The organism is Vibrio sp. Vb0349 (assembly GCF_033338975.1).
The window spans coordinates 23,251-43,837 of the sequence record NZ_JAWOTS010000017.1 but is presented as its reverse complement, the minus strand read 5'-3'; the positions used below and the strand labels follow the sequence as shown (position 1 = coordinate 43,837).

The window sequence follows — 20,587 nt, the reverse complement described above, 5'->3', positions numbered from 1 at the left end:
GAATTGGTAGACGCACCAGATTTAGGTTCTGGCGCCGCAAGGTGTGAGAGTTCAAGTCTCTCCTTCCGCACCATTATCGGAAAACCCAGCATGACTTTGCTGGGTTTTTTCTTTTTTTTGGTTCTGGACTCGGGAAATCATTAGATTTGCCGAATTAAAAAAGCGAGCTCATGGCTCGCTTTTTTTCTATCTGTGATTTGAGTAGCTTACTACATACCTAACGCGTATTTCAGTACTTGAGCCTTAATTGGCCCTGAGTTTTCAGCAAGCTTCAATGCAGCATTACGTACGAACTTCAATGGCCCAAGATCGTTGCTAAAACCTTTATAGAAAAAGTCCATGCCCGTCTGCATGAGTAAGTTGTCAGGTCGACGTGCGCGTTCGTATTTCGCGAGTAAGGTATCTTCCAGCTTTTCTTGGTGTTCTGTTACCGAAAGGAGAACGTCTACATCTTTGAAGCCTAAGTTTACCCCTTGCCCTGCAAGCGGATTGATCGTATGAGCAGAGTCACCCACTAACACGCAATTTTTGCTTGAGTAGCTTTGCGCATGACGACGAGTGAGTGGGAATGAGCCAAACTGTAAAACTTCAATATCGCCTAATTCAGCAGGGAAATGACGTAAGATTTCTTCCCTTAGTTGAGGTTTACCCATCGCACACAGTTGTTTAATACGTTTAGGCGAGTCATACCAAACCAAAGAACCTAGGCCTACTACTTGACCATCGTCGTTACTCAAAGAGCACAGAGGTAAAAATGAACGTGGGCCTGAAGGTGTAAATTGTTGCCAAGTAATATCTTGCTGAGGCAATTCTGTTTTCACGTTAATCAACATGCAGTGTTGTCGGTAATCCCACGCAGTTACACCAATTCCAGACAATTGACGAACTTTAGAGTTTGCACCATCAGCACCAATCACCCAGTTAGCTTCAAACTGCTCCCCACTTTCTAGTGTCACAAGGTTTACATCTGCAAACTCAATGGCTTTTAATCGCTCAGGACACATCACGGTTAGATTTTCATACTGAGAGAAGACTTGCCAAAGACCTAATTGGATTAGGCGATTTTCAACGATGTAACCTAGCTGATCCAATGACAATTCATCAGAGTGAAAACGAGTACGGCACTCTGGGTGCTCCCAAGTTTCTAAGCGCCGATAAGGACAAACTCGCATGCTCTTGATCTCTGACCATGCTCCGAGTGAATCAAGTAACTCCACCGACTGGTGCGAGATTGCAGATACACGAATATCCATCGCCTGAGCGGCATCAAAAACTTTAGGTTTTGTACCTTCGACCAAGACAACGCTTCTGCCCTGCTTGGCAAATCCAACAGCGACGGCTGCCCCAACCATACCGCCACCGATCACGGCGATGTCATACTTGTTCATTTTTCACTCTTCATCGTGCTGATTAATTGGCGTTTTTTATTGTACTTTCCATGGCTATTTTTACAAAATTGTTTAACAAAAAACCTTGTTCTGCATAGGGCGAAAAACTAGATTTCATCAGGCTTTGCAGAGAATTAGCTAGATCACTAGTCAGGTGCTTTTTAAAGCAGTACAATACGCCGCTTACCGCCGTGATGGCGGCTATAATTTGAGCAATAGCTCTCCGATTTAAGTACAACTGAACGAGCGAAAGTGAGATGAGTAAGAAACTGCTAATTAAAACCTGGGGCTGCCAGATGAACGAATACGATTCATCAAAAATGGCCGACCTGCTTAATGCTGCAAACGGCTACGAGCTGACGGAAGAGCCAGAGGAAGCAGACGTACTTCTACTTAACACCTGTTCGATCCGTGAAAAAGCGCAAGAGAAAGTTTTCCACCAGTTAGGCCGCTGGAAAACACTAAAAGATAAAAAACCTGGCGTAGTTATCGGTGTAGGTGGTTGTGTAGCAACGCAAGAAGGTGACCATATTCGTGAACGTGCACCATACGTTGACGTTATTTTTGGCCCACAAACTTTGCACCGCCTACCTGAGATGATCAAACAATCTCAGTCCGATGATGCACCAGTTATGGACATTTCGTTCCCAGAGATCGAAAAATTCGACCGCCTACCTGAACCTCGCGCTGAAGGTGCGACAGCATTCGTTTCTATTATGGAAGGCTGCTCTAAGTACTGTACTTACTGTGTCGTACCGTACACTCGTGGTGAAGAAGTAAGCCGTCCAATGGATGACGTACTGTTCGAAATCGCCCAACTTGCTGAACAAGGCGTACGTGAAGTAAACCTTCTGGGTCAAAACGTAAACGCGTACCGTGGTCCTATGCACGATGGTGAGATCTGTTCATTTGCAGAACTGCTTCGTTTGGTTGCGTCTATCGATGGTATCGACCGTATTCGTTTCACGACGAGCCACCCGTTAGAATTCACAGACGACATCATCGCAGTATACGAAGATACGCCAGAACTTGTGAGCTTCCTGCACTTACCTGTGCAAAGTGGTAGTGACCGTATCCTAACGATGATGAAACGCCCTCACACCGCTATCGAATACAAATCGATCATCCGTAAACTGCGTAAAGCTCGTCCTGATATTCAAATCAGTTCAGACTTTATTGTTGGTTTCCCTGGTGAGACAGACAAAGACTTCCAAGACACCATGAAGCTAATCAAAGATGTAGACTTTGACATGAGCTTCAGCTTTATTTTCTCTCCACGTCCAGGTACGCCAGCAGCGGATTACCCTTGTGATGTGTCAGAACAAGTGAAGAAAGAACGCCTTTACGAACTACAGCAAACTATCAATGCTCAAGCGATGCGTTACTCTCGCTTAATGCTTGGCACAGAACAACGTGTTCTAGTGGAAGGTCCTTCGAAGAAAAACCTAATGGAACTACGCGCTCGTACAGAAAACAACCGTGTAGTAAACTTTGAAGGTAGTGCAGACCTAATTGGTCAGTTCGTTGATGTGAAGATCGTAGACGTATTTGCAAACTCACTGCGTGGTGAGCTAGTACGTACTGAAAAAGACATGGATCTTCGTAGTGTGATTTCCCCAACGCAGATGATGGCGAAAACACGTCGCGAAGATGAGCTGGGTGTAGCTACTTTTACGCCGTAAGCTCGTATAAATAGCCATAGAGGGCCTGGTCGTTATCAGGCTCTCACTAAGTGGCAAAAAATGAGAGGCAACATTGAGCAATAAAATCGTAACTCTAGAAATTAACCTAGAACCTTCAGACAACCGCCGACTAGCTAGCCTGTGCGGTCCATTCGATGACAACATCAAGCATTTAGAACGTCGTCTAGGCGTTGAAATTAACCACCGTAGTGACCACTTTACGATTGTCGGTAAACCTCATACCGCATCAGCTGCGCTGGATATCCTGAAAACTCTATATGTTGATACCGCACCTGTACGAGGTGAGATCCCAGATATTGAGCCTGAGCAAATCCATCTAGCGATCAAAGAGTCTGGTGTTCTTGAGCAGAATACTGAGTCTAACATCGAGCATGGTAAAGAAGTCTTCGTCAAAACCAAGAAAGGTGTGATCAAACCACGTACGCCAAACCAAGCGCAGTACTTGGTTAACATGGTCACGCATGATATTTCTTTTGGTATTGGCCCGGCTGGTACAGGTAAAACCTACCTTGCTGTAGCAGCAGCTGTTGACGCACTAGAGCGCCAAGAGATCCGCCGTATTCTACTTACTCGTCCAGCGGTTGAAGCTGGTGAGAAATTGGGCTTCCTGCCTGGTGATTTAAGCCAGAAAGTCGACCCATACCTACGTCCGCTATACGACGCCCTATTTGAAATGCTGGGCTTTGAGCGCGTAGAGAAGCTGATTGAACGTAACGTGATTGAGGTTGCTCCTCTTGCTTACATGCGTGGTCGTACTCTAAACGACGCCTTCATCATTCTTGATGAGAGTCAGAACACCACTGTTGAGCAGATGAAGATGTTCCTAACGCGTATTGGTTTTAACTCTCGCGCGGTTATCACTGGTGATGTCACGCAGATTGACTTACCTCGTGGTGCGAAATCGGGTCTTCGTCATGCTATTGAAGTACTAAGCGAAGTTGACGACATCAGCTTTAACTTCTTCTTAGCCGACGACGTTGTACGTCACCCTGTGGTTGCTCGTATCGTTAACGCGTACGAGAAGTGGGAAGCACAAGACCAGAAAGAGCGTAAAGAGTTCGAGAAACGCCGTCGTGAAGAACGCGATGCGAAGTTACTAGAAGCAGCAAAAGCCGAACTGAATGCACAAGTTGCTTCAACTAAGGAATAACCATGGCGATTGAACTTGATCTGCAACTGGCAGTCGAAAATGAAGAAGGTCTGCCTTCGCAGCAAGATTTCCAATTGTGGCTAGATAAGACAATACCTCTCTTCCAGCCACAAGCCGAAGTCACCATTCGTATTGTTGATGAACAAGAAAGTCATACGCTCAACCATGAGTATCGCGGCAAAGATAAACCAACTAATGTGTTGTCGTTTCCATTTGAAGCACCTCCTGGTATGGAAATAGATTTACTTGGTGATTTGATTATTTGCCGCCAAGTTGTTGAAAAAGAGGCGGTTGAACAGAGCAAGCCTCTGCTAGCACATTGGGCGCATATGGTTGTACATGGCAGCTTGCATCTGCTAGGTTATGATCATATAGAGGATGACGAAGCCGAAGAGATGGAGTCCCTCGAAACCGAAATCATGCAAGGTATGGGTTATGAAGATCCTTACATTGCTGAAAAAGAGTAGCTATTGGCCACTCGACAGGGAAAGGCGAACCACCTAAATGACTCTCGTGTTCGCCTCTCTATGTGTGCTATCACACTTCTGATAGCGTTACTTAATTGAGAAACAATGAACGAAGATAATTCTCCCTCTTCTAACGAAGATAAGAAAGAAAAGGCAGAAGGTCCGAGTAGAAAGTCCTTCTTTGAACGTCTAGGTCAACTATTTCAGGGCGAACCAAAAGATCGCCAAGAGCTTGTGGATGTTATCCGCGACTCTGAAGTTAACGACCTGATTGACCATGACACTCGCGATATGCTCGAAGGTGTTATGGAAATCTCCGAAATGCGTGTGCGTGACATTATGATCCCGCGTTCGCAAATGGTTACAGTTGAGCGTACTCACGACCTTGATACCTTGGTTGCTTTGATTACCGATGCTCAACACTCTCGCTACCCTGTGATCAGCGAAGATAAAGACCATGTGGAAGGCATACTTCTAGCGAAGGACTTACTTAAATACTTAGGCTCAGGCAGTAATCCATTTGATATCGAAGAAGTCATTCGACCAGCGGTTGTGGTACCGGAAAGTAAACGCGTTGATCGACTGCTGAAAGAATTCCGTGAAGAACGTTATCATATGGCCATTGTTGTCGATGAATTCGGTGGTGTTTCTGGTCTTGTGACCATTGAAGATATCCTTGAGGAAATCGTCGGGGATATTGAAGATGAATTCGATGAAAGTGAAGAGACGGACATTCGTAAGCTGAGCAAGCATACGTTTGCTGTCAGAGCGCTGACAACCATCGAAGAGTTTAATGAGACATTCGGAACCAACTTCAGCGATGAGGAAGTTGATACCGTTGGTGGTATGGTCATGACTGCCTTTGGTCACTTACCTTCTCGTGGTGAACTGGTTGAAATTGAAGGCTACAACTTCAAAGTCACCGCTGCCGATAACCGTCGTGTCATTCAACTCCAAGTGACGATCCCAGACGAAGAAACCCTGGTTGAAGCCACTCAAGAGTAACGCGATACCCATTGGGAATCTCAGAAAATTACAATGATGAATGAACTCTTTCATCGCCTTAAGCGGCCCTTAGTGGCCGCTTTTGTTGGCGCCTCTACTACACTCGCTTTCGCTCCTTACCAGCTGTGGCCTATTGCCATTCTTAGCCCAGCAATTCTACTGATTCTTCTTGCTAACCAAACTCCGAAACGCGCACTATGGGTTGGTTATGCTTGGGGGTTAGGTCAATTTGCAACTGGCGTTAGCTGGGTTTACGTCAGTATCTCCGGTTTTGGCGGTATGCCGCTCATTGCCAATTTATTTTTAATGGGCTTGCTTGTTGCCTACTTGGCTGTTTATTCAGGCTTATTTGCTTGGCTCAACAACAAGCTGTTTCCTCAATTTACGCTCACAAAAGCACTTCTCGCTGCACCTGCTTTATGGCTGATCAGTGATTGGTTACGTGGTTGGGTGATGACTGGCTTCCCTTGGTTATGGCTAGGCTATAGCCAGATAGATGCTCCACTCGCAAGCTTTGCACCAATTGGCGGCGTAGAACTGCTTACTCTATTTATCCTTATCAGCGCAGGGGCGTTAGCCTATGCATGGATTCATAAGCAGTGGCTGATGGTGATTATCCCTGCGGTACTACTCAGTACTGGCTTTGGGATTCGCAACTACGATTGGGTAACACCACGACCAGAAGACACGACTAAGCTAGCGCTGATTCAAGGTAACGTAGACCAAAACCTAAAGTGGCTACCAAGTCAACGCTGGCCAACCATCATGAAATATGCTGACTTAACTCGTGAAAACTGGGACGCTGATATTATCGTTTGGCCAGAAGCAGCAATTCCCGCTTTTGAAATTGAAGTGCCTTCATTTTTGAGCAATATCGACAGCGCTGCAAAAATGAATAACAGCGCAATCATCACCGGTGTCGTCAACCAAGCTGAAGATCGACAGTTCTACAACAGTATTCTGTCCCTCGGCATCACACCATACGGTGACTACAGCTTCGATTTAAGCGAACGTTACCATAAGCATCACCTACTACCGTTTGGTGAGTTTGTACCATTTGAAGATATTTTGCGCCCATTAGCGCCATTCTTTAACCTACCGATGTCGTCGTTTAGCCGTGGGACTTTTGTGCAGCCAAACATCGTTGCGAATGGCATGCACATGGCACCAGCGCTTTGCTATGAGATCATCTTTAATGAGCAAGTGCGTCAAAATGTAACTGACGAAACAGACTTCATTCTAACGCTTTCGAACGATGCATGGTTTGGTCACTCTATCGGTCCTCTTCAGCATATGGAGATCGCCCGTATGCGTGCCTTAGAGTTAGGTAAACCGCTCATCCGCTCGACTAACAACGGATTAACAGCGGTAACCGATCACAAAGGTAAAATCGTTGAGCAAGTACCGCAGTTTGAAACTGCAGTACTGCGCGCAGAGCTCACCCCAACCAATGGACAAACGCCATATCGAGTCCTTGGTACTTGGCCATTGTATATTTGGGTTGGGTTAAGTTTAGCTCTGGCTTTCGGCTTAAGAAGAAAACAGAGCTGATAACAGCTTGAAAGTAGAAAAGACAAAAAAGAGGCGACTAAGCCTCTTTTTTATTCATAGCATTATACTGTCGTTACGCGCCATTTATGGCTTTAATGACTGACGAGTAAAGCCTTTGTGACCACATTTAATACACGGAATGATTACAGTTGGGTGGTTATACGTTGTCTTGTGACCACACTCATCACAGACTAAAGTGCCTAAGCCTATCACCTCTCCTGCTTCATATAGCCCTTGATGCTCTAAGTCATCGAACAACTCAACCCACTCAACTTTAGTTCGGTCTGTAATCTCTAACAGCCCTTGCCATATCGAGTCCGCAATCGTTAAGTAAAACGGGCCGCTTTTGCTATCCTCGTAACTCTCTGAAAACTCTTTTAAGTCTGCTTTAAGGTACGCTTTGATTAAAGCCAACTCATCTTTGGTCAAGTCATTAGCAGCATCCACCACTTTGCCCGACGTCTCAATCGCTTTGTTAACTTCTTCCGGACTGTGCTTCAAGGTTTCAATCACATCCTCGAGCATTTCCTCATAACCTGTTTTACGTTTAGGCATAACTGACCTCCATCTTTCTCCTACCTGCGTCACTTAAGGGCGCATGGGTACAGATTGGCTATTGTTGTGATCCCTAGCTTTAGGTATTCTATGACGATCTATTTAAGTCTGTTCTAACCGAACTCACAAATTCCAAGATAACGGATACCATCGATGCAAGAACAATACAACCCACAAGATATTGAACAAAAAGTTCAAAAGCACTGGGATGACAACAAAACCTTTGTTGTAAGTGAAGACCCAAATAAAGAAAAATTCTACTGTCTGTCCATGTTCCCATACCCAAGTGGTCGACTGCACATGGGTCACGTGCGCAACTACACTATCGGTGATGTAGTATCTCGTTTCCAACGCCTACAAGGCAAAAACGTGATGCAACCAATCGGTTGGGACGCATTCGGTCTACCTGCAGAAAACGCAGCAGTAAAAAACAAAACTGCGCCAGCACCTTGGACTTACGAAAACATCGAATACATGAAGAACCAACTTAAGCTTCTAGGCTTTGGTTACGATTGGAACCGTGAATTCGCAACATGTACACCGGAGTACTACCGCTGGGAACAAGAGTTCTTCACTAAACTTTACGAGAAAGGTTTAGTTTACAAAAAGACTTCTTCTGTTAACTGGTGTCCTAACGACCAAACTGTTCTTGCAAACGAGCAGGTTGAAGACGGTTGTTGCTGGCGTTGTGATACGCCTGTAGAGCAAAAAGAAATCCCTCAATGGTTCATCAAAATCACTGAGTACGCTCAAGAGCTACTAGACGACTTAGACAAGCTTGAAGGTTGGCCTGAAATGGTGAAAACCATGCAGCGCAACTGGATTGGTCGTTCTGAAGGTGTTGAACTGAAGTTTGAAGTTAAGGGTCAACAAGACCTAGAAGTTTACACAACACGTCCAGATACGCTAATGGGTGTGACTTACGTGGGTATCGCAGCCGGCCACCCTCTTGCAGCTCTTGCAGCAGAGAACAATCCAGAGCTTGCAGCGTTTATCGACGAATGTAAGAACAACAAGGTTGCAGAAGCTGAGCTAGCGACAATGGAGAAGAAAGGTATGGCAACTGGCCTTACTGCTATTCATCCATTGAACGGCCGCGAAGTACCAGTATACGTAGCAAACTTCGTTCTGATGGACTACGGTACAGGCGCGGTAATGGCTGTACCTGCGCACGACCAACGTGACTACGAGTTCGCAACGAAGTACGGTCTAGACATCGTGCCAGTTATCAAGCCTGCTGATGGCAGCGAGCTAGACATCTCTGAAGCGGCATATACAGAGAAAGGTGTACTGTTCGATTCAGGTGAATTCGATGGCCTAGAATTCCAAGCGGCGTTCGATGCAATTGCAGCGAAGCTAGAAGCAGAGGGCAAAGGCACTAAGACTGTAAACTTCCGTCTACGCGACTGGGGTGTATCTCGTCAACGTTATTGGGGTGCGCCAATCCCAATGGTAACCACTGAAGACGGTGAAGTTCACCCAGTACCTGCTGACCAACTACCAGTGATTCTTCCAGAAGACGTGGTAATGGACGGCGTCACTAGCCCAATCAAAGCAGACAAAGAGTGGGCGAAGACAACCTTTAACGGCGAACCTGCTCTACGTGAGACAGATACGTTCGATACGTTCATGGAATCTTCTTGGTACTACGCGCGTTACTGTTCACCACAAGCGGACGACATCCTAGACCCAGAAAAAGCAAACTACTGGCTACCAGTAGATCAATACATCGGTGGTATCGAGCACGCTTGTATGCACCTACTGTACTCACGCTTCTTCCACAAACTACTGCGCGATGCGGGTTACGTAACTTCTGACGAACCGTTCAAGCAACTACTGTGTCAAGGCATGGTACTGGCTGATGCGTTCTACTTCGAGAACGAGAAAGGCGGCAAAGAGTGGGTAGCTCCAACAGACGTAGCCGTTGAACGTGATGGTAAAGGCCGCATTACTTCTGCTAAAGACACTGAAGGTCGTGATGTAACGCACTCAGGCATGATCAAGATGTCTAAGTCTAAGAACAACGGTATCGACCCTCAAGAAATGGTAGACAAGTACGGCGCTGACACAGTACGTCTATTCATGATGTTCGCGTCTCCAGCGGACATGACACTTGAATGGCAAGAGTCTGGCGTAGAAGGTGCGAACCGCTTCCTAAAACGTGTTTGGAAACTAGTGAAAGAGCACACAGCGAAAGGTGCAGCAGAAGCAGTAGATACCTCAGCGCTTTCTGGTGATCAAAAAGCACTTCGCCGCGACGTTCACAAGACTATCGCGAAAGTGACGGACGATATCGCTCGTCGTCAAACATTCAACACCGCGATCGCAGCGATCATGGAGCTGATGAACAAACTAGCGAAAGCGCCTCAAGAATCTGCGCAAGATCGTGCAATCCTTGACGAAGCACTGAAAGCTATTGTTGTCATGCTTTACCCTATCACTCCGCATATCTCATACGAGCTATGGGCAGCACTAGGTGAAACAGACATTGATAACGCGGCATGGCCGACGTTTGACGAAAAAGCGCTAGTTGAAGACGAAAAAACTATCGTTGTTCAAGTTAACGGTAAGCTACGTGCGAAGCTAACAGTCCCAGCTGATATCTCTAAAGACGATATCGAACAGCTTGGTCTAAACGACGAAAACGTGGTTAAGTTCACTGATGGCCTGACTATTCGTAAAGTTATTTACGTTCCAGGTAAACTGCTGAACATCGTTGCAAACTAATCGCAGCTGTCAATTTGTCTCTGTTTAGCGAACTTATTTGTTAACCAAGAGTCATTAAACAGGGTAGTTTTCTACCCTGTTTATTTACCTCAAACCATTCACATGAGTGGTTTAAGGTAAATAACCCCTTCAATTTAGGATGAATACAATCAATGCGCTTTTTCTCTTTGATTAAACTACCAGTGGTATTGGTATTAGCGGGGCTTCTTTCTGCCTGTGGTTTTCACCTTCGCGGCGAGTATTCCGTACCGGAAGAGCTGCACACTATGTCTTTCTCCAGCTACGATGAATACAGTGAATTAACTCGCTATGTTCGCTCTCAACTCGAACTGAACAAAGTTGAACTTGTTCAACCATCATCGACGGTACCCAACCTTCATTTGACGGAAGCGACAATCGATGAGCGTACACTATCGCTTTATCAAAATAGCCGTGCAGCAGAAAAAGAGCTGACATACGTAGTAAAATACCGTGTGACAATTCCTGGCTATGGTTCTAAAAACTTTACGACAACAGTAAACCGCAACTACCTAGACAACCCGTTGACCGCACTTGCAAAATCTGTTGAGCGTGACGTAATTGAAGACGAGATGCGCTTGCAAGCTGCAAAACAGATGATGCGCCAGTTGGGCCGTATTCGTGCCGAATATGAAGCAGGACAAATCTCTGAGCCAGCGAACAAAAACTCTTAGTCACTATGCGAATTTATGCCGATAAGCTAACGGATCATTTAACTAAACAAGTTAAACAGGTTTACTTAATCTTTGGTAATGAGCCGTTACTGATTCAAGAAAGCCGCCAAGCAATCCAAAAGGCAGCGTTTCAGCAAGGTTTTGAGGAAAAACACCGTTTTGCGGTGGATGCTAGCATCGACTGGAACCAAGTTTACGACTGTTTCCAAGCGATGAGCCTGTTTTCAAACCGTCAATTGATTGAGCTTGAAATTCCTGAAAGTGGCGTAACAACCGCCGTCAGCAAAGAGCTGCAAACACTGTGTGATATGCTTCATGATGACATCATGCTCGTCATTGTTGGTAGCAAACTGACCAAAGCCCAAGAAAATGCGAAATGGTTTAAAGCATTAAGCTCAAAAGGCGATTGGGTAAGCTGCTTGTCGCCAGACCTTCAACGCCTACCTAGGTTCATTCAGACACGTTGCCGCACGTTGGGACTAAAACCCGATCAGCAATCACTGCAAATGTTGGCTCAATGGCATGAAGGTAACCTATTTGCATTGACACAAAGCTTAGAGAAATTGGCCCTACTCTACCCGGATGGTGAGCTGACCATCATACGTTTAGAGGAAGCCCTAAGTCGCCATAATCACTTCACTACCTTTAACTGGATCGACGCCTTACTGGCAGGTAAAGCAAACCGTGCACAACGTATTCTTCGCCAACTTGAGGCGGAAGGGGTTGAGACCGTGATCTTGATTCGAAGTGTACAAAAAGAGTTGAGCCAACTTTTAAATATGCATCAAGACTTAAGTCAAATGGGAATGAACCAGGTATTTGAGAAATATCGAGTTTGGCAAAACAAGCGTCCACTCTATAACGCAGCACTGACCCGCTTATCAGCGAGTCGTATTTGTGCATTGCTCTCCTTGTTGGCTCAAGCCGAGATAAAAGCCAAAACTCAGTATGACGAGTCTGTATGGCCAACTATTCATCAGTTGAGCTTAGAAACCTGCTCTCCTGATATTAAGCTGGCAATTTAAAAATCAAAGCGTGATATAGTGCGCGACCTGTTTTGCAAGCAAGAATGTAAAACACTGTAGAGATAAGAGACAAACCGAGGAAAACCGAGTGCTTCGCGAAGAACTGAAAGACTTTTTAGCTGATAAAGCCGACGACATGAAAGCGGAAGACATTATCGTCCTAAATGTGGAAGATAAATCAAGCGTGACAGATTACATGATCATCTGTACTGGTACATCCAAACGCCACGTTTCATCCATCGCTGACCATGTTGCAACAGAGGTGAAAAAAGCCGGTCTTGAGCCACTAGGAATGGAAGGTGAAAACGAAGGTGAATGGGTAGTCCTTGATATGGGCGACGCCATGCTTCACGTGATGCAAGAAGAGCACCGCGAACTCTACCAGCTAGAAAAACTCTGGGGTTAATCTTTTGAAAATTCAACTAATTGCTGTTGGTACAAAAATGCCAAAATGGGTTGAGGAAGGCTTTCAAGAATATCGTCGCCGTTTCCCGCATGATATGCCGTTGGAGTTGATTGAAATCTCTGCTGGCAAACGCGGAAAAAATGCCGATATCGCTCGCATCCTGCAAAAAGAAGGGGAAGCGATGCTCGCTGCGGTACCAAAAGGCAACCGTATCGTCACGTTAGATATCCCAGGTAAAAAATGGGACACTCCTCAACTCGCTGAGCAGTTAGAAGCTTGGAAATTAGATGGCCGTGATGTATCAATATTAATCGGCGGTCCCGAAGGACTCGCTCCTGCATGCAAAGCTGCAGCAGACCAAAGCTGGTCATTGTCTGCCTTAACGCTACCCCACCCTCTAGTGCGTATCGTAATGGCAGAAAGCTTGTACCGAGCGTGGAGCATCACCGCTAACCACCCTTATCATCGCGAATAATCGTTGTTTAACTTTAGAGCCAAGCGTTAATGATTCGTAAACGCCGCAGTCAAATCCGAGATTATCAAGCCGAAGCGCGTCTGTTTGCCAGCCGCGCTATTGTTGCTTTTATCGGCATTGTTGTCTTGATGGGAGCTCTGGTTGCCAACATGTACAACATTCAGGTGAACCAGTTTCAAGACTATCAAACCCGCTCGAACGATAACCGCATCAAAGTAGTGCCTATCGCGCCTAACCGAGGTCTAATTTATGACCGAAATGGCGTTTTACTGGCAGAGAACCGTCCCGTCTTTAACTTAGAACTGACCCCAGAAAAAATTAAAGACATTGATGCAACCATCCAAGAATTACAAACTATTCTGGAAATTACACCAGACCAGATTGAACGTTTCCACCACGAGCGTAAACGGACTCGTCGATTTAAATCGGTCCCACTGCTTACCCAACTGAACGAAAAACAAGTAGCGGTATTCTCCGTCAATCAGTACCGCTTTCCGGGCGTGGAAATAAGTGCGACCTTAAAGCGCTACTACCCTTTCAGCGAAGTCTTAACCCACGTGATTGGGTATGTTTCTCGAATTAATGATCGCGACATGCAACGCCTGATCCGAGAAGAAAAAGACGCGAACTACCAAGCCACTCGCGACATTGGTAAGCTGGGTATTGAAAAATACTACGAAGACCTCTTACACGGTACAGCCGGATATCAAGAAGTCGAGGTAAACAGCCGCGGCCGAGTAATTCGTACCTTAAAGTACGTTCCACCTGTACCCGGAAAAGACATCGTTTTAAACCTTGATATCAACTTGCAGTTGTACGTACACCAATTGTTGGACGGCCGCCGAGGCAGTGCTGTAGTAATCGATCCTAGAGACAACGGCGTACTGGCTATGGTTTCAAGCCCTAGCTATGATCCTAACTCGTTCGTGCACGGAATCTCAGGTAAAGACTATCGCGCCCTTTTGAACGATAAAAACCGTCCTTTGGTCAACCGCACTACACTTGGCATTTACCCTCCTGCGTCTACCATCAAACCATTTATGGCGGTAGCCGCGCTGCAAGAAGGTGTCGTCACACCTAACACCACACGAAATGACCCTGGTTATTGGCGCATACCAAACTCTAACACTCGTCCGTTTCGTGACTGGTTGCGTTGGGGGCACGGGCGCGTCGATATCATTAAGTCGATCGAAGAGTCTGTTGATACCTTCTACTATCAAATCGCTTATGACATGGGTATTGACCGTATTTCGAATTGGATGATGATGTTCGGTTTTGGTGATTACACTGGCATTGATATCTACGAAGAAAGTAAGGCAAACATGCCGACTCGTGACTGGAAAATGTCTCGCCATAAAACCCCGTGGTATAAAGGTGATACGATCCCTGTGGGTATCGGCCAAGGATATTGGACAGCAACACCAATGCAAATCGCCAAAGCAACCTCCGTATTAGTAAACGAGGGAGAAGTGATCGCACCTCACTTGCTCAAAGCGACGATAGAAAATGGTAACGACTTCGAAGAGCAGCAAGCGACAGAATACGTGACTTACCCACCAATCAAGAATGTGCCTAAAAAGTACTGGGATATGGCGAAAGAAGGCATGCGTCGGGTAAACCATGGCACGCGCGGAACAGCTCGCCGCTCATTCTACAAAATGAATTATGAAACAGCGGGTAAATCAGGTACTGCACAGGTCTTCGGTCTGGGTGAAAACGAAGAATACAACGCCGATGAGATCGCCGAGCACTTACGTGACCATGCGTTATTTACTGGCTTTGCACCATTTGATGATCCTAAAGTGGTCGTCACTGTAGTACTAGAAAATGCCGGTGGTGGTTCTAGTAACGGTGCCCCAGTAGTAAGGAAAATTTTTGACCGAGTCGTTCTTGGTCCAGAAGAAATTGAGCCTGAAAACAATGCGAAGAAAGAGGTAAAACAGTAATGAAGATGGATCCCTCTACAGGTAAAAATCGCGCCCTGTTTGAACGCTTCCATATCGACTTACCACTCCTACTTGGCATACTGGCCCTGATGGGGTTTGGCCTGGTGATCATGTACAGCGCCAGTGGCCAAAGTTTACTGATGATGGATCGCCAAGCCATGCGAATGGTGCTTTCACTCGTTGTGATGCTCGTCCTTGCACAGCTTTCTCCACGAACTTACGAAAGCTTGGCACCTTTGATGTTCGTTGGTGGCGTTATACTGCTTTTCGGCGTGCTGTTTTTCGGTGAAGCATCGAAAGGCGCGCAGCGTTGGCTTAACCTCGGTTTTGTGCGCTTTCAACCGTCAGAGCTATTGAAGCTCGCAGTGCCATTAATGGTGGCTCGCTATGTCGGTAGACAGCCCCTTCCACCAACGCTAAAAACACTCATTGTTGCACTGATTATGGTCTGCTTACCAACCATTCTCATTGCAAAGCAGCCTGACTTAGGTACCTCGATCCTGATCGCCGCTTCCGGTATTTTTGTTATCTTCCTCGCCGGCATTAGCTGGAAAATCATCGCTGGTGCTGCGATTGCATTAGGTGGTTTCATTCCAATTCTGTGGTTTTTCTTGATGCGAGAGTATCAAAAAGTGCGAGTTCGTACTCTATTTAACCCGGAATCTGATCCGCTAGGAGCGGGCTACCACATTATTCAGAGTAAAATTGCGATTGGCTCCGGTGGTATTTCCGGCAAAGGTTGGTTGCAAGGTACGCAGTCACAACTAGAATTTCTTCCAGAACGACACACTGACTTTATCTTTGCAGTAATTGCTGAAGAATGGGGTATGATTGGCTTCCTTTGCCTTTTAGCCATCTATCTATTTATTATTGGACGAGGTTTATATCTCGCCAGCCAAGCGCAAACCGCATTTGGACGAATGATGGCAGGCAGTATTGTACTCAGCTTCTTCGTGTATATTTTTGTAAATATTGGCATGGTAAGTGGCATCCTACCTGTAGTAGGTGTACCGTTGCCACTCATCAGTTATGGCGGCACATCAATGGTAACCTTGATGGCTGGTTTTGGTATTCTGATGTCGATTCATACGCACCGAAAAGCATTCTCTAAGGCGACCTAGACATGCAAAAACGCGCTTTATATTCCTTGGTTTTCTCTGCTCTTATTTTGGCAGGCTGTTCATCAACTAGCCAAAAAGAACAAGAAGGCCGTTACGAACTCGAATCTGATGTTGCACCGGATACACCGCTTTCAGTCGAACACATCGAGGATGCGCATCCTAAATATGAACCGTACAGCCTAGGTGGGAACAAAGATTACCACTTGCGTGGCAAAGACTACAAAATAGTTCGCAATGCGAAAGGCTTTAAAGAAAAAGGCCGCGCATCTTGGTATGGGAAAAAATTCCAAGGTCATTTGACTTCTAATGGCGAAATCTATGACATGTACTCAATGACGGCAGCGCATAAAACGCTACCGTTACCAAGTTACGTAAAAGTTACCAATACTGACAACGGCAAAACCACCATAGTACGAGTTAATGACCGAGGTCCTTTTCACGATGGCCGTATCATTGATTTAAGCTATGCCGCCGCGCACAAGTTAGATGTCATAAAAACAGGCACCGCGAACGTGGAAATTGAAGTGATCAGTATCAATCAGCCCACGGACAAAAAGTCATTAGAAGCGCACCCTAGGTACGTTATTCAAGTGGCATCATCAAAAAATGAAGAACGCGCGCGAACTTTAGGTACCGAGCTTGGTCAAAAATTGGATACAGAAACTTTCCTAGAGAGTGCGAAAGAGTCTTATCGCTTGTTGTTAGGGCCATTTACTGACTATTCCCTGACGCAAGCCACATTAGATAAAGTAAAGTTGCTCGGCTATTCGTCTGCATTTATTAAAAAACACAACACTGCCAAATGACCTCGTGTCATGAATTTCTCTTTGATCCCCCTCTTACATAACTAGGGATTCTGATAAGATGTCTGCAGTTAACCCAAAAATTTGAATTACCATGAATAAAAATAAGTTTGTGAAATCTATTCTCGTTTCTTCGGTTGCCCTTTCTGCAACTTTCGCTCAATCTGCTCTTGCATCACCTATCGTTGTTCCAGATGCCCCTCAAATCGCGGCGAAGGGCTACGTGCTGATGGATTACCATTCAGGTAAAGTACTGGCAGAGAAAGAGATGAACACAAAATTGTCTCCAGCTAGTCTGACTAAGATGATGACCAGCTATGTAATCGGCCAAGAGCTAGCGCGTGGTAATATCTCAGAAGATGATGATGTCACCATCAGTAAAAATGCGTGGGCGAAAAACTTCCCTGATTCATCAAAGATGTTCATTGAAGTAGGCACAACAGTTAAAGTACGTGACCTGAACCGAGGTATCATCGTCCAGTCAGGTAACGATGCCTGTGTTGCGATGGCAGAACATATTGCAGGTTCAGAAGATGCATTTGTTGACCTAATGAACGCTTGGGCCAACACATTGGGTATGACTAACTCGCACTTTGCCAACGTTCATGGCTTAGATAACGCAGAATTGTACTCAACACCATACGACATGGCACTGCTAGGTAAAGCACTTATCCGTGACGTACCAAATGAGTACCGAGTGTACTCAGAGAAGAAATTTACTTACAACGGCATCACCCAATACAACCGTAACGGTCTACTTTGGGATAAGAGCATGAACGTTGACGGCATCAAAACGGGTCACACAAGTAATGCGGGTTACAGCCTAGTAAGTTCAGCAACTGAAGGTCAAATGCGCTTGGTTGCGGTCGTTATGGGTACTAAAGATGCCAATGCTCGTAAGTCAGAAAGCAAAAAGCTGCTAAGCTACGGCTTCCGCTTCTTCGAAACAGTGGCACCGCACAAAGCAGGTGAAACGTTCGTAGAAGAAAAAGTGTGGATGGGTAACAAAGACACCGTAGCACTGGGTCTTGACCAAGATACTTACGTAACACTACCGCGTGGTGAAGCGAAAAACCTAAAAGCAAGCTTCGTCCTTGAAAAAGAGCTAGAAGCCCCAATTAATAAAGGTGATGTAGTTGGTAAGCTATACTATCAGATCGATGGTGAAGATATTGCCGAGTACCCACTAATGGCACTAGAAACCGTAGAGCAAGGTAGTCTATTTAGCCGCATGTGGGATTACATCGTATTGTTATTCAAGAGCTTCTTCTAAAAAGAACGTTAGAGTAGCAAACTTATTCGCAAAGCCGCCTGAATGGGCGGCTTTTTAAGTTTGAGCTCCTCGTCTTGAGTTCCCCCTAATTTGACTGTACTATTTCGCACCGCAACGAATATCTACTGGAGTTATCGATATGCTAACCATCAACTCTGATGCAAAATTAAAAGACCTGCTTGAGTTCCCTTGTTCATTTACTTACAAGGTAATGGGTCATGCAAAGCCTGAACTTCCAGAGCTTGTTCTTGAAGTTATTCAGCGCCATGCTCCAGGTGACTACAGCCCGACCGTTAAACCAAGTGCTAAGGGCAACTACCACTCTGTGTCAATCAACATTACTGCAACCTCTATCGAGCAGGTTGAGACACTGTACAAAGAGTTAGGTGAAATTGACATCGTACGCATGGTTCTATAATTTTTTGATATATTAAATTTTTTTTGAAAGCAGCCTTGGCTGCTTTCTTTTTATTTATCAAAGAGATAACGAGGCTTTACATCGCTTTCAGTTAAAAATCTGTTACGCAGCGGTAGAGCATCAGGGTTATCCGGTTTATAATCCAAAAACTTTATATATTAGCAACAGGAATTCCCATGCAACACCAACTTGTTGTAAAACGACTTGGCCGCCAAGACTATGAGCCTGTATGGAAGGCGATGCATGAGTTCACCGACCAACGCACAGAAGAAACCCGTGATGAAGTCTGGTTGGTAGAACATAACCCAGTATTTACGCAAGGACAGGCAGGTAAAGCTGAGCACTTGATTAACACTGGCGATATTCCTGTTGTACAAAGTGATCGCGGAGGCCAGGTTACGTATCATGGCCCTGGTCAGTTGGTCGCCTATTTCTTGATCAACCTACGCCGCAAAAAATTAGGTGTACGAGATCTCGTTACCACTATCGAGAACCTCGTGATCAACACGCTAAAAGCATACAATATCGATTCGGCCGCGCGACCTGACGCACCAGGCGTTTACGTTGACGGTAAAAAAATATGCTCTCTCGGTTTACGCATTCGTAAAGGATGCTCGTTTCATGGTTTAGCCTTGAACGTAAATATGGATTTAACACCGTTTCTGCGTATTAACCCTTGTGGTTATGAAGGTATGGAAATGGTTCAGGTCAGCCAATTTGGCGGCCCAGACAATGTAGAAGCCGTAGAAAAACAATTAATAGAAGAACTCGTTACTTTGCTCGATTATGAGCAAGTAGAATTCAGCACAGAAGCACCTTCTCAAGGTAATAAAGCATGAGCAAACCAATCCAGATGGAAAAAGGCGTTAAATATCGTGACGCCGATAAAATGGCATTGATTCCCGTAAAGAACATGCCTACAGAGCAGAAAGAAGTGCTACGTAAGCCTGATTGGATGAAGATCAAGCTACCAGCCGACAGCCAACGAATTCAAGACATCAAAGCGGCGATGCGTAAGAATAAACTTCACTCCGTATGTGAAGAAGCATCTTGCCCGAACCTAGCGGAATGTTTTAACCACGGTACAGCTACCTTCATGATCTTAGGTGCTATTTGTACTCGTCGTTGTCCTTTCTGTGACGTTGCTCATGGCCGCCCATTACCACCGGAAGCAGAAGAGCCTCAAAAACTGGCGAAAACCATTGCCGATATGAAGCTGAAATACGTAGTAATCACTTCTGTTGACCGTGACGATCTGCGTGACGGCGGTGCACAACACTTTGCCGATTGTAACCGCGAGATCCGTGCGTTAAACCCGCATATTAAGATTGAAACACTGGTTCCTGACTTCCGTGGTCGCATGGATGTAGCGCTTGATCTAATGAAAGACAATCCGCCAGATGTCTTCAACCACAACTTAGAAACCGCGCCACGTCTTTACCGTAAAGCTCGCCCAGGTGCGAACTATAAATGGTCACTTGAGCTTCTTAAGAAGTTCAAAGAGCAGCATCCCGATGTACCGACCAAGTCTGGTTTGATGATGGGCCTTGGTGAAACCAAAGAAGAAATCATCGAAGTACTGAAAGATCTACGCGCACACGGCGTAACGATGCTGACTCTAGGCCAGTACCTAGCGCCAAGCCGTCACCACTTGCCAGTAGAACGTTACGTTCCACCATCAGAGTTTGACGAGCTAAAAGAAGTTGCACTAGAACTTGGCTTCACGCATGCAGCGTGTGGTCCATTTGTTCGCTCTTCTTACCATGCCGATATGCAAGCTCAAGGTATCGAGATTAAATAAGCTCTCGCTTGTTTTGAAAAGAAAGGTTGGCTCAGTGCCAACCTTTTTTGTATCTGGCAAATGATGATAAAAAGCCACTCT

At 45.6% G+C, this 20,587-nt stretch carries 19 protein-coding genes; 17 read left to right on the top strand and 2 right to left on the bottom strand.

Annotation, left to right across the window (positions count from 1 at the left end; genetic code table 11):
* Positions 1-209: 209 nt before the first annotated feature.
* Entirely contained in the window at positions 210-1,388 is a 1,179-nt protein-coding gene (locus tag R7Q47_RS16910) for a 2-octaprenyl-3-methyl-6-methoxy-1,4-benzoquinol hydroxylase (RefSeq protein ID WP_154204789.1), read from the bottom strand.
* Between the two features lie 257 nt (positions 1,389-1,645).
* On the opposite strand from R7Q47_RS16910, the gene miaB reads away from it, so the two are divergent.
* The 5 genes from miaB to lnt all read left to right on the top strand — a co-directional run bounded on the left by miaB (position 1,646) and on the right by lnt (position 7,264).
* The gene (miaB, locus tag R7Q47_RS16905; RefSeq protein ID WP_005373038.1) at positions 1,646-3,070 is read left to right on the top strand and encodes a tRNA (N6-isopentenyl adenosine(37)-C2)-methylthiotransferase MiaB; all 1,425 of its coding nucleotides are present in this window, start codon (positions 1,646-1,648) and stop codon (positions 3,068-3,070) included.
* Positions 3,071-3,143: 73 nt separating this feature from the next.
* The gene (locus tag R7Q47_RS16900) at positions 3,144-4,241 is read left to right on the top strand and encodes a PhoH family protein (protein ID WP_005373033.1); all 1,098 of its coding nucleotides are present in this window, start codon (positions 3,144-3,146) and stop codon (positions 4,239-4,241) included.
* A gap of 2 nt (positions 4,242-4,243) precedes the next feature.
* Entirely contained in the window at positions 4,244-4,708 is a 465-nt protein-coding gene (gene ybeY, locus R7Q47_RS16895) for an rRNA maturation RNase YbeY (protein ID WP_005373030.1), read from the top strand.
* Between the two features lie 105 nt (positions 4,709-4,813).
* A complete protein-coding gene (corC, locus tag R7Q47_RS16890; RefSeq protein ID WP_005384118.1) occupies positions 4,814-5,713 on the top strand; it encodes a CNNM family magnesium/cobalt transport protein CorC in 900 nt (299 codons plus the stop codon).
* A gap of 33 nt (positions 5,714-5,746) precedes the next feature.
* Complete coding sequence (lnt, locus tag R7Q47_RS16885; RefSeq protein ID WP_248487418.1) at positions 5,747-7,264, top strand: apolipoprotein N-acyltransferase; 1,518 nt, start codon at positions 5,747-5,749, stop codon at positions 7,262-7,264.
* A gap of 84 nt (positions 7,265-7,348) precedes the next feature.
* Here the strand turns inward: lnt and R7Q47_RS16880 are convergent, their stop codons facing one another.
* The gene (locus tag R7Q47_RS16880) at positions 7,349-7,819 is read right to left on the bottom strand and encodes a zinc ribbon-containing protein (protein ID WP_005373024.1); all 471 of its coding nucleotides are present in this window, start codon (positions 7,817-7,819) and stop codon (positions 7,349-7,351) included.
* A gap of 153 nt (positions 7,820-7,972) precedes the next feature.
* Between R7Q47_RS16880 and leuS the strand changes: the two genes are divergently transcribed.
* From leuS to lipA, 12 genes are all read left to right on the top strand, one after another.
* The gene (gene leuS, locus R7Q47_RS16875) at positions 7,973-10,546 is read left to right on the top strand and encodes a leucine--tRNA ligase (RefSeq protein WP_005384121.1); all 2,574 of its coding nucleotides are present in this window, start codon (positions 7,973-7,975) and stop codon (positions 10,544-10,546) included.
* 152 nt (positions 10,547-10,698) lie between these two features.
* Positions 10,699-11,238: an LPS assembly lipoprotein LptE gene (gene lptE, locus R7Q47_RS16870; RefSeq protein WP_005384122.1), complete on the top strand. Its 540-nt coding sequence runs from the start codon at positions 10,699-10,701 to the stop codon at positions 11,236-11,238.
* 5 nt (positions 11,239-11,243) lie between these two features.
* On the top strand, positions 11,244-12,263 hold the full coding sequence (gene holA / locus R7Q47_RS16865) for a DNA polymerase III subunit delta (protein WP_248487416.1): 1,020 nt from the start codon (positions 11,244-11,246) through the stop codon (positions 12,261-12,263).
* 88 nt (positions 12,264-12,351) lie between these two features.
* A complete protein-coding gene (gene rsfS, locus R7Q47_RS16860) occupies positions 12,352-12,669 on the top strand; it encodes a ribosome silencing factor (protein WP_005373015.1) in 318 nt (105 codons plus the stop codon).
* A gap of 4 nt (positions 12,670-12,673) precedes the next feature.
* Positions 12,674-13,144 (top strand): 23S rRNA (pseudouridine(1915)-N(3))-methyltransferase RlmH, encoded by a 471-nt coding sequence (gene rlmH, locus R7Q47_RS16855; RefSeq protein WP_017821762.1) that lies wholly within the window; start codon positions 12,674-12,676, stop codon positions 13,142-13,144.
* A 29-nt stretch (positions 13,145-13,173) separates the two neighbouring features.
* Positions 13,174-15,090 (top strand): penicillin-binding protein 2, encoded by a 1,917-nt coding sequence (gene mrdA, locus R7Q47_RS16850; protein WP_005373006.1) that lies wholly within the window; start codon positions 13,174-13,176, stop codon positions 15,088-15,090.
* Positions 15,090-16,211, top strand: coding sequence for a rod shape-determining protein RodA (rodA, locus tag R7Q47_RS16845; protein WP_005373004.1), 1,122 nt, complete (start codon positions 15,090-15,092; stop codon positions 16,209-16,211). Before mrdA ends, rodA begins: the two co-directional genes overlap by 1 nt.
* Positions 16,212-16,213: 2 nt before the next feature.
* A complete protein-coding gene (locus R7Q47_RS16840) occupies positions 16,214-17,017 on the top strand; it encodes a septal ring lytic transglycosylase RlpA family protein (RefSeq protein WP_017635670.1) in 804 nt (267 codons plus the stop codon).
* Positions 17,018-17,108: 91 nt separating this feature from the next.
* Complete coding sequence (locus tag R7Q47_RS16835) at positions 17,109-18,287, top strand: serine hydrolase (protein ID WP_005384132.1); 1,179 nt, start codon at positions 17,109-17,111, stop codon at positions 18,285-18,287.
* Positions 18,288-18,426: 139 nt separating this feature from the next.
* Positions 18,427-18,705: a DUF493 family protein YbeD gene (gene ybeD, locus R7Q47_RS16830; protein WP_005384135.1), complete on the top strand. Its 279-nt coding sequence runs from the start codon at positions 18,427-18,429 to the stop codon at positions 18,703-18,705.
* A 176-nt stretch (positions 18,706-18,881) separates the two neighbouring features.
* A complete protein-coding gene (gene lipB, locus R7Q47_RS16825; protein WP_064353679.1) occupies positions 18,882-19,544 on the top strand; it encodes a lipoyl(octanoyl) transferase LipB in 663 nt (220 codons plus the stop codon).
* On the top strand, positions 19,541-20,506 hold the full coding sequence (lipA, locus tag R7Q47_RS16820; protein ID WP_005391329.1) for a lipoyl synthase: 966 nt from the start codon (positions 19,541-19,543) through the stop codon (positions 20,504-20,506). Before lipB ends, lipA begins: the two co-directional genes overlap by 4 nt.
* Positions 20,507-20,587 lie beyond the last annotated feature (81 nt).